Source organism: Mesorhizobium sp. M7A.F.Ca.US.014.04.1.1 (assembly GCF_003998745.1).
GTDB lineage: Bacteria > Pseudomonadota > Alphaproteobacteria > Rhizobiales > Rhizobiaceae > Mesorhizobium > Mesorhizobium ciceri.
In genome coordinates, this window is sequence record NZ_RZRW01000168.1 from 1 (window position 1) to 10,443 (window position 10,443).

At 61.4% G+C, this 10,443-nt stretch carries 6 protein-coding genes and 2 pseudogenes; 3 read left to right on the forward strand and 5 right to left on the reverse strand.

Annotated features, from left to right (window positions below):
• From EOA22_RS13710 to EOA22_RS13730, 5 genes and pseudogenes are all read right to left on the reverse strand, one after another.
• A pseudogene (locus EOA22_RS13710) lies at nt 1–261 on the reverse strand (D-glycerate dehydrogenase); the annotation flags it as partial.
• A 13-nt stretch (nt 262–274) separates the two neighbouring features.
• Nucleotides 275–1,480: an aminotransferase class V-fold PLP-dependent enzyme gene (locus EOA22_RS13715; RefSeq protein ID WP_063168886.1), complete on the reverse strand. Its 1,206-nt coding sequence runs from the start codon at nt 1,478–1,480 to the stop codon at nt 275–277.
• A 55-nt stretch (nt 1,481–1,535) separates the two neighbouring features.
• Entirely contained in the window at nt 1,536–2,402 is an 867-nt protein-coding gene (gene purU, locus EOA22_RS13720) for a formyltetrahydrofolate deformylase (RefSeq protein WP_013529881.1), read from the reverse strand.
• Nucleotides 2,399–3,292, reverse strand: coding sequence for a methylenetetrahydrofolate reductase (locus EOA22_RS13725; RefSeq protein WP_013529880.1), 894 nt, complete (start codon nt 3,290–3,292; stop codon nt 2,399–2,401). The genes purU and EOA22_RS13725 overlap by 4 nt, the downstream gene beginning before the upstream one ends.
• 143 nt (nt 3,293–3,435) lie before the next feature.
• Nucleotides 3,436–4,692 carry an aminomethyltransferase family protein gene (locus EOA22_RS13730; protein ID WP_013529879.1) on the reverse strand — a complete coding sequence of 419 codons (1,257 nt, stop codon included), beginning with the start codon at nt 4,690–4,692 and terminating at the stop codon, nt 3,436–3,438.
• Between the two features lie 844 nt (nt 4,693–5,536).
• Between EOA22_RS13730 and EOA22_RS13735 the strand changes: the two genes are divergently transcribed.
• From EOA22_RS13735 to EOA22_RS13745, 3 genes and pseudogenes are all read left to right on the forward strand, one after another.
• Entirely contained in the window at nt 5,537–6,040 is a 504-nt protein-coding gene (locus tag EOA22_RS13735) for a response regulator transcription factor (RefSeq protein ID WP_032809607.1), read from the forward strand.
• A 317-nt stretch (nt 6,041–6,357) separates the two neighbouring features.
• Nucleotides 6,358–9,903, forward strand: a complete 3,546-nt coding sequence (locus EOA22_RS13740; protein ID WP_127390029.1) for a DUF5801 repeats-in-toxin domain-containing protein — start codon at nt 6,358–6,360, stop codon at nt 9,901–9,903.
• A 79-nt stretch (nt 9,904–9,982) separates the two neighbouring features.
• A pseudogene (locus EOA22_RS13745) lies at nt 9,983–10,443 on the forward strand (type I secretion system permease/ATPase); the annotation flags it as partial.

Below are 10,443 nucleotides of genomic sequence, written 5' to 3' on the forward strand. Positions count from 1 at the left end.
GGCGGCGGCAATGTCGATGTGGTTGAAGCCGACACCGAAATTGCCAAGTATTCTTGCCCTGACCCCGCCTGCAAAGAGATCCGCGCCAAGCCGATCGGTTACGGTCGGCAGCACGGCATCGGCAAGCAGCAGGGCCTGGCGAAGCTCTTGTTGCTCATAGGGCCGATCGGCTTCATTCAGCGTGACATCGAAATGGTCGCCAAGGCGCTGTTCGACCTCATGCGGCCAGCGCCGGGTAACGATTACCTTCGGTTTGCTCATGGCTACGATCCTCTCAAGCCGCGCGTTCGTGCCGCGGCTGCAAGGTCCGGCCGATCTCGGCGCGGTACCATTCCTGCGCAGCGGCAACACCGGAGCCGGCCTCGATTCGGGCTCCGGCGTCGCGTAACGACATTTCCGCCGAGGCCAGGGCGGCGAGGCACATGACCTCGTTGAGGTCGCCGAGATGGCCGATGCGGAACACGCGGCCAGCCACCTTGCTGAGGCCCGCGCCGAAGGATGTGCGATATCTGGAATATCCGTTGGCGATGACCTGTCTGGCATCGACATCCTCGGGGACGACGATCGCCGAAACCGTATCCGACCACCATTTTTCCTCGTTGGCGCAGAGCTTTAGTCCCCACGCATGCACGCCGCGGCGCACACCTTCGGCGAGCCGGTGGTGCCGGGCAAAAATCTGCTCCAGTCCCTCGGCAAAGATAAGGTCGAGGCTGGCTCTCAGGCCAAGCAGCAACTGCGTTGGCGGCGTATAGGGGAAGAAGCCGGTCTTGGACGAAGCCTGCATATCCTCGAAGCTGAAATAGCAACGCTCCATGCGCGACTGCTTGTGCGCTTCCAGACCCTTGGCGCTCACCGCCAGGATGCCGAGACCGGCAGGCAGCATCAGCCCTTTCTGCGAACCGGTGATGGCGAGGTCGACGCCCCATTCGTCCATCCGGAAATCGATCGAGCCGATCGAACTGACGCCGTCGACGAACAGCAGCGCATCGTGAGCCGTTTCGTCGAGCGCGGCACGCACGCCGGCGACGTCGGACGTCACGCCGGTCGCGGTCTCGTTGTGGGTGGCGAATACCGCCTTGATCTTGCTGCCCTTGTCGTCGCCCAGCCGTTGCCGATAGGCGTCGAGCGGAACCCCCTCACCCCATTCGACATCGATGCAATCGACCTCAAGTCCAAGGCGCTCGGCCATGTCGACCCACAGGTGCGAGAACTGGCCGAAGCGCGACATCAGCACCCGGTCGCCGCGGCTGAGCGTGTTGGAGATTGCCGCTTCCCAGGCGCCGGTGCCTGAGCCCGGAAAGATGAAGACGCTGCCGGTTTCGGTCTTGAAGATCTGCTTCAGGTCGCGAAACAAGGGCAGCACCAGTTCCGGAAAATCCGGTGCGCGCATATCCTGCATCGGCACGTTCATGGCCCGCCGCACAGCGTCGGGAATGTTGGTCGGACCCGGGATAAAGAGATGCGCCGTTCCATTTTTCATGATCTGGTTCTCCTGTTGATATGAGCATCGCCACACACGGGTCGGTGTTGCCGCCTTACGCGAACACAACCGTTTTTCGTCCGTTGATCATCACGCGGGCTTCGAGGTGCCGTTTGATCGCACGCGCCAGAACGCGGCTTTCGATGTCACGGCCGGCCGCGATAAAATCCTCGACGCTCATGGAATGCGTTACCCGCTCGGTTTCCTGCTCGATGATCGGCCCCTCGTCGAGTTGGGCGGTCACATAGTGAGCCGTGGCGCCGATCAGCTTCACTCCGTGCTCGAAAGCCTGGTGATACGGCCGCGCGCCCTTGAAGCTTGGCAGGAACGAATGGTGGATGTTGATGACCTTGCCGAACAGGCGCCCCGCGAGGTCGTCGGAATACACTTGCATGTAGCGAGCCAGGACGACGAGGTCGGCGCCGACGTCCTCGATCACCGCCAGTATCCGGCCTTCCTGTTCCTGCTTGTTCTCCTTCGAGATGGGCAAGACGTGGTAGGGAATGCCAGCCCATGCCGCAGTTTCGCGGCTGTCTTCGTGGTTGGAGATGATCGCTGCGACCTCGGCTTCGAGCCAGCCAACACGGATCTGGTAGATGAGGTGAAGCAATGCATGGTCAAACTTCGAGACCATGATGACGATTTTCGGCCGACGGCTCCGCTCAAGCAGGCGGCTGCTCAGGCCGAAGCGATCCACCACAGGCGCAAGTCCCTTGGTGATGGCATCGGCAGACACCCAGGCGGGCGCCGAAAAGGCAATGCGCATGAAGAAACGGTTCGAGGCCCTGTCCCAATGCTGGCTGCTTTCAGCAATGTTCGTGCCAAGGTTGGCGAGTTCGGTCGTCACTGCCGCTACGATCCCGGCCTGGTCTTCGCAGGACAGCGTCAGAATGAACGACAGTCGAAGCGCTGCACAATTCATCGTTCGTTGACCCGCGGCCAGCACGCCTCGCGATAATCGGCGAACCAGGCAAGCGTCTTTTCCCATCCGCCGAATGGGAAGAAATGGAGGTGTAGTGGCGCGGTCGGCGCCGGGTAGCTTGCCGCCATGGTTTGTAAGATCTCGGCTGGGTTCCGGTCGGCCACGATGTTGAAGAGGCCGCTGGCGGAACGCCGCAGCGCCGCGATCGAAGGGCCGACACCGCACATCATGGCGAACCGGATGAGTTTGGTAAGGCTGGTCACACCGGCCAGACCAACATGAACCGGCAGCCCGGGATGCGCCGTATGCAGACTGCTCGCCCAGGCGGCGATCATGTCGCCATCGAAGGCGAATTGCGATACGACCCTGGCTTCCAGCGACCGCTCGGCACAGATGTCGAGCTTGCGCCGCAATGCGTCCGTCAGCACGGCTTCGACGATGCTTGGATGCCCTTCCGGATAGCCGGCAACGAAGGCGGTTCGTATCGCACTGTCTTTGACCACGGGATGGGCGAGCAACTGGGTTGCCTCTCCCAACGGCCCCGGAAAGAGAGCCGGATTGCCGCCAAGAAAGAGCGCTTCGCTTATCCCGTTTCGACTGTGGGCGGTGACAAGATCGACATAGTCCTGCTCCGAATTGAAGTTCCGCGCGCCCAGATGTGGCACCGGCACAAAGCCCAACTCCTTGATCCGGCGCGCTGCTTCGATTTGCAAAGCCTCGGGCTTGCCGGGAAGGTGAGTAAGAAAGACGCGCGAGCCAAGCGGGAAGCAGTCGGCTGGTGGCGCAAAGGTGCGTGCCTGCGCCGGTGCCAGTTCGATCGACACCTCCGCGTCGAACACAAATGTAGCCGAACCTCGCGTCTGGATAAGCTCTTGGCGCATGTCGTTCATGATCTTTCCAGGTCTCTCCCGACCAGCTTCACGATTTCGCGGCACCGTAGGCCGCGGCAATGGGAGCCGGGCAGACCAGCTGCCCGGCTTGTCGTCACGGGAGGATGCAACGACAGGACTCTCAGTTCTGAAACAGCGTTTCGCTACCCGTTGGCGGCGCGTTTGAGCGACAGGAACGGCAGCCCCACGACACGCGCCCTGACATCGGCCGCCACGCCATCCTTGTTCCACTTCAGCGTGAGCTCGGTGCCGGTCTCGGCGGCCTCACGCCGCAGATGGCCGAAGCCGATCATCCTGCCGGTCGAAGGTGACCAGGCGACGCTGCTGGCGTGCCCAACTTCCTTCCCGCCGCGAAAGGCTTTCAGCGGATACCACTGCACGCGCCGCAGATTTCCGGGCGCATTGCTCTCAAGCCCCTTGCCGTCGAGGGCTTGCGACCAGTCGATGTCGAGCCCGACGAGCTGGCGATGGTCACCCGTGTTCGACATGCGCTGCAGCGCCGCCTTGCCGATGAAATCGGCCTTGCGAAAGTCGACCAGCCGGCCCAGGCCGAGGTCGAAGGGCGACGCACGATACTTTCCAGCTGCCTGAATGCTGGCGCCGCCATGGTCTGGGCCGGCACTTGTATAGTCGTAGCCAACGATCAGCAGCCCGGCTTCGAGACGTGCTATGTCGAGCGCCCAGGCGCCGGCAGGAAGGATGCCAAAAGGCTTGCCGGCCGCCTCGACCGCGTCCCACACGGCGGCGCCGTCATCCGCCTTGACCCACAATTCATAGCCATGCTCGCCGGTAAAACCCTGGCGCAGGATCTCGACCCGTCTGCCGGCAATTGTGACGATGGCCAAGCGAGAGAACGGCAATTCCTGCACGGACTGGGTGACAGCCTCCAGCACTTCGCGGGAACGCGGTCCCTGCAAGGTGAGGATGCCGTAGCTATCGGATATGTCGGTGACACGGACGTCGAGGCCTTCGGCATGCTGCTTCCACCAGGAAAGGCCGGGATCGGCGGAAACGCGGAAGGTGGTTTCGTCCATGCGGAAAACCAGACCGTCGCCGACGACATGGCCGTTCTCGTCGCACCACGGTGCATAGTAGATCTGGCCGACCTGCAGCTTCTTGATGTCGCGCGGGATGAGCGCATCCATCATCCTCTCGGCATCCGGACCGGCAATGACATATTTCGACAGTGGTGACATGTCGCCCATGGCCACCCTGTTGCGGATAGCCGCCAGTTCCTCGACCATATCGGAGTAGCAATCGACGACCATGTTCCTGTCCCAGCGCATCCAGAGTGCGTTCTGGTTCAGTGGCGCCGTCCGTTCGACGAAGGGCGTGCCGCGAAAGGCGACATGGGCATCTGCCACCACGCTCAGGCCGGACGTGAATTTGATGTCGTTCATTCCAGGTCTCCTCCCAGTCGCAAGGCACTTTGCTGCGACATTCGACGACAACGGGTGAAGAACAGCGCACCTCGCGCCATGGAAACGAAACCATCCAAGCGCAGACCGCAGGGACGGCTTCCTGCGAGCAGCAACCCGCTCAGTCAGATGTCTCTTGCCTCATCCGTATCTTGGGTGAGACTTTCACTTCGCAGCGTTTTTCGGAATGCCCCCGGTTGCCGACGGCATACCCGCAGTTCAACCTGAATATTTGAAGCCGCCGTCGGATTGCTTTCGCTGTCAGCCTTCACCGGCAAATGCTCGCTTGCGGTCGACCAGGTAACGCCGTCTCACCGCACAAGCTCGGCCCGTTCAGCCGTAGCATCGAAGCCTGAATTGGCAGCTCGACGCGTGGGGGGAAAGGCGGTAGCGCGCTGGCGCTAGCAAATTTCTCACCCAGGAGTGCGGTGAGACGTCCGGCGATTTCGACTTCGATTCCGCGGATCCACGTGCAATCGAAACGCTGGCATTTCAACCAAGTCCAGCATCGCCTCCGCAGAATCGTCAGCCGGCCTGCTACGCTGCGAGGGAGCCCGCCGGTCCGTCGTAGATTATAGCAATATGTATATTAGCTATTCCTTGACAATCGATGTGGGCTCTGGTTTCCTGATTTTACGGGTATTTAACCAAGTTCGTTGCGTTTTTTACGGACGGTGTTCGCATGTCAACAGTGGTTGTCGCGGACCCGCGGGGGGTATATCTCGCCGGTCTGGAATGGGTGTTGCAGAAGGCTGGACACGATGTTGTCGCCCAGTGTCGCCGCCCTGTGGACGTTCTCGCTCATGTGGAGCGCCATCAGCCTGATATGGTCATCGTAGGCGTGGATCTCGCGGATCAGCAGACATCAGGTCTTTCCTCACGGCTGAAGGCCGGCAACAGCGCTCTCGGCATCATCTTCATCGTGCAGCCAACCGGCAGGCTCGATGTCAGGGAAATACAGACGCTCGACGTCGATGGCCTGTTTCTGGACGGCATCAGCCACCGCTTTCTCATCGAATGCGTGAATGCGGTGGCGGCGGGCAAGAAGTGGATCGACAACAAGATCGTCCAGCAGCTGCTGATGCCCGGCTCGCAGCCGCAGCCAATGTCCCGGCTGACCGGGCGGGAGACCGAAATCGCCGATCTCGTCTCGCGCGGGCTGCGCAACAAGACCATCGCGCAGCGGCTGCATTTATCCGAAGGCACGGTGAAGATGCACCTGCATCACGTCTACGAGAAGTTGCACCTAGGCGGCCGGGCGGAACTGGCCTGGATGACGCACGGCAAAGCCGCCGAGCGTCCGGGAATGGGCCGAACCGGCCTGCTCTGAACACTCTCCACTCGCACCGACATTGTACGCACGGCAACGGCCGCAGAGCCGTCTGGCGGCATCTGGCGCGTGCCTGCGCGACCTCCCCGCAGCGCCCGTCAACCTGACCTATCGAAGGATATATATCGTTCGATCAGGTGCGGACATTGACCGCAATACTATCGAAGCGGGAATGGACGCGCCCTCTGCGCCGGCGGCACAATGAAATTGGAGGGGCGCATTTCAGTATGCGACCGGCTGCACCGGGGTAGGTGCATTTCCGGCATTAGGGGCTGCATCCCTTTTCCAGAGAGAATTTTGAACCAAGGAGAATCTCCATGGCACTCGACATCTTGACCCAGGACATCGTCCTCGACGAGACCACCGGATTTACGGACGATGATATCAATCCGGCCATTCCGCCTTACGATACCAACCCCACGGTGCAATATCTCCTAAGTCTCGACGATCCGGGTGGGCTGACCTCGCCGGAGGTCGCCTTCCAGGCCAACTTCGTCGTGGCCTCGGCGAGTGCGGGAGAAACCATCACCTCGGTCGTTCTCTCCCAGAATCTCACCGGAACCCCGTTTTCCACCACCGTCGGCGTCAACAGCGGCATTCAGACGGTCGATGGCAATTATGTCTGGCTGTTCAAAGACGCAGACCCGCCCCATGCAAACGTCGTAATCGGTGTCATCGGCACCTCTGACCCGTCGGCCGCACCGGCCGCAACCGGCCCGCTCGCTTTCTCGTTTGGGCTGGTCAGCACCAGCGCCACCAATGCGGACCTGTACACGGTCGAGTATGTGCCGTTGCTCAATCCGGACGCGACCAATCCGGACGATCGTATCGGTTTGACCAACAAGGTGTTCGCGTCGGTCACCGGCACCTCCGTGGCTAGTTTTCTGGGCTCAGCCGCCGCGCCCGGCAACAATGATTTCTATCTGATCAATTCGGCCAATGACGCTTCCAAGCAGCTGCTGGTAATCGGTTTGAACGGTGGCAGTGCCAACGTCAGCGAACAGGGCTTCGGCATCAACAACCAGAGCATCAATCCGAACGAAACGCTGCAGGTCGATTTTGTCACCGGCGGTACCCTGAACGCAGGGAGTGCGTCGCAAATCCAGTACGGCAACCACATCGAGACCATCACGCAGGCCGGGTTCACGATCAGCCAGATCACACCTTCCACTCCGACTGCGCGTGTGGACGTCACCGTCAGCGCCTTCAACAATACGGGCAACGACCAAGGCACGAACTTCTTTGACGGCACCACGACCAGCCCCGTGGATATCACCGGCATCAAGTTGACGGGTACATCGGGGTTTGCGTCCGTCATCACTGTCGATGGCACCTATGCGACCGGCAGCGGCAACATCACCGTCACCGGGCTCAGCGGGACCGGAAACGCCGTCACCATCACCGGGCTCGACAACACCACCACCGTCGATATCACCACCGGCAGCCCAATGGATCGGCTGACGGTCAAAGGGGTCGATGCAAACGAGGGGTGCGACATCTCCGAGTTCCATTTCTCGGCGACGAGCACCAACGCCTATAGCGAAGAGGTCGGCTCCCACATCAACTTCAAGGATGATGGCCCGAGCATCTCGACCACCGGCACCGAGCCGACGCTGACCGTCGACGAGTCGGTTCTTACCACCAACGACACGCAGAGCTTTGCCGCCAACTTCAGTTCGGGCTTCGGCGCCGACGGGGCCGGCACGCTGACCTACGCACTGGGCGTCGTGGCAGGCCCTTCGGGTCTGATCGACACGGCGACCGGCCAGGCGGTCGTCCTCTCGCTCAATGGCAGCGTCGTCGAAGGCCACACCATCGGCTCCAACGACCTCGTATTCACCGTCTCCGTCAGCGCCGCCGGCGCCGTCACCCTCGACCAGCTCCGGGCGGTGGTCCATGCCGACGCCAGCAACCCCGACGACAGCACCAGCCTGGCCGCCGACAATCTGGTCACGCTCACCGCGACCGTCACCGATAAGGATGGCGACCACCTGTCGGCCAGCCTCGACATCGGCCAGAACCTCAACTTCAAGGATGATGGCCCGAGCATCTCGACCACCGGCACCGAGCCGACGCTGACCGTCGACGAGTCCAACTTGGGTGCCAACAGTGCGGATTTCGCGACCGTTTTCACCCCAAACGCCGGCGCGGATAGTGACGCTATCAGCTATGCGCTCGGCATCAATCAGGTTACGAACGTTAGCGGCCTCACTGACACCTTGACCGGCCTGTCCGTCCTGCTTTTCGTCGAAGGCGGCGAGGTGGTCGGTCGTGCCGGTTCAGCCGCTGGCGATATTGTGTTCACGGTGAGCGTGGCTGTTGACGGGACCGTGACGCTCGATCAGGCACGTGCCGTCATACACTCGCCCGACACCGGACCGGATCAGCAAACATCGCTGGCAGCCGATGATCTCGTAACCTTGACGGCGATCATCACCGACGGTGACGGCGACCAGGCCTCGGACAGTGTCAACATCGGTACAAGCCTCGTCTTCAAGGATGATGCGCCGACGATCACAGTGCCGTTCGACGGTGACCAGAACGCCGGCAACGGTATCGGGACCCCCGAGACTCTGGCCAACACACTCAACGCGTCGGCCACCGGAGCCTTCGGGTACGACATCGGCGCGGATGCTCATCCGGCCGCGTTCTATGCGAGTGGTTCTGACTTTGTCGACCAGAATGGCGCGCTTGCCGGCGTCCAGATCGGGCTCACCGGCACGATCACCGGCGGCGGCGGTGGTAACATTCTCACCTCGGAGGTGACGCTGGCGTCGGAGAGCCTTACCTCCGCGACGTTCAACTTCACTTTCACCTACGACAAGGATCCGGCGGCTGGCACCCAGACCGGGACGGCGGGCGGCACCCTCGTCTTCGACAAGATTGCCGATACTTATACCATCCACCTGACCGACCCTCTCGAAGGCTTCAGCTTCGACGTTATCCACACCAGCCAACTCTTGTCCAAGGAGCCCCTCGGCAATACGGGCCACCCACAGATCGTGCTGGAAAAATTGCAGGCTGATGATCCGAATACGCCGGCTAACGAAAACTTCTACGTGCAGTTCACGGGCAACTTGATCAACAAAGCCAACCCGTTCAGCTTGACAGCCAATGGCGAGGGGTCATCCGGCGACGCCACCTTCACCCTAGGTGGTCACGAGATGGTGAGCAACGCCAATGAAAGCTGGGTATCCGCGACGCAGAGCACCAACGGTGTCGCCGGTGACACGATCCAGAAAGGCGAACTGCTCACATTGCGGTTCTTCGACAGCAACGTCGGTATCAACAGTCAGAACGAGGCTACCCAGCCGACAGCGACCGCCGGCACCATGGCCATCAAGTTCGATGGCATCGGCAACAGCGAGGATCTGATGCTGATCCTCAACCTGATCGACGACAAGGGCACGGCGTCGACGCTCGACGATGTCTCGATTACGAGGGCGATGTACGTGCAGAATGCCGACATCTTCAAGATGGGTCACGTCCCGGCCCCGTACAGCGGCGAGTTCACGCTCGACAACAATGACGGCCTCGTGATCATCGAGCAGAACGACTACAACGCGGCCGGCGAGCACTTCGTGTTGCAGGGTGTCCAGATCATGCAGTCGGGCAACGGCATCACCGGCAACAACACGGCAATCAACCTGAACCCGACGACCGGCGCCGGTGGCGGCAGCGATGCGACCACCAACCTGGTGAATTTCGACCCCACCGACAACGACGTGCTGAAGATCACGGACATCGGCTTCACCTCGACCTCGACCCAGACGCCGGATGCCCACCTCGACTTCGCCTTCAAAGTGGCGGACGCGGACGCGGACCAGACAGCGATGCAGCACATACTTGTCGACGTCGCCTGACACTGGCCAACGGGGGGCAGCCAATGCTGCCCCCAACCTTCCCGCACGAGATGTCATCCCGCACACCAGAGAAATAACGATGAAAACCAAACAACAGCCCCCTGCCCTGCAGGTGGTGATGAAAGAGGCCAGACGTGCCATCCGGCCGCTTGTCTGGTTCAGCGGCGGCATCAACGTGCTGATGCTGACCGGAGCGCTCTACATGCTCCAAGTCTACCACCGCGTGTTGTCCAGCCACAGCCTGGAGACGCTGGTGATGCTGTCGCTGATGGCGGCAGGGGCGCTCGCGGCAATGGCGGGGCTTGAGGTGGTGCGCGGGCGCCTGCTGGCTACCGTCGGATCGTGGATGAACGCGCGATTGGCACCGGTTCTCCTGACCGCATCGGTGGAATATGCCGCCTCGGCGCCAGGCCAAGCCAACGCCCGTCCGCTGCGCGACCTGGATCAAGTGCGCAACTTCTTCACCAGCCCCAGCATCTTCCCGATCCTCGACGCGCCTTGGGCACCGTTGTTCTTCGTTGCCATATTCTTCATGCACCC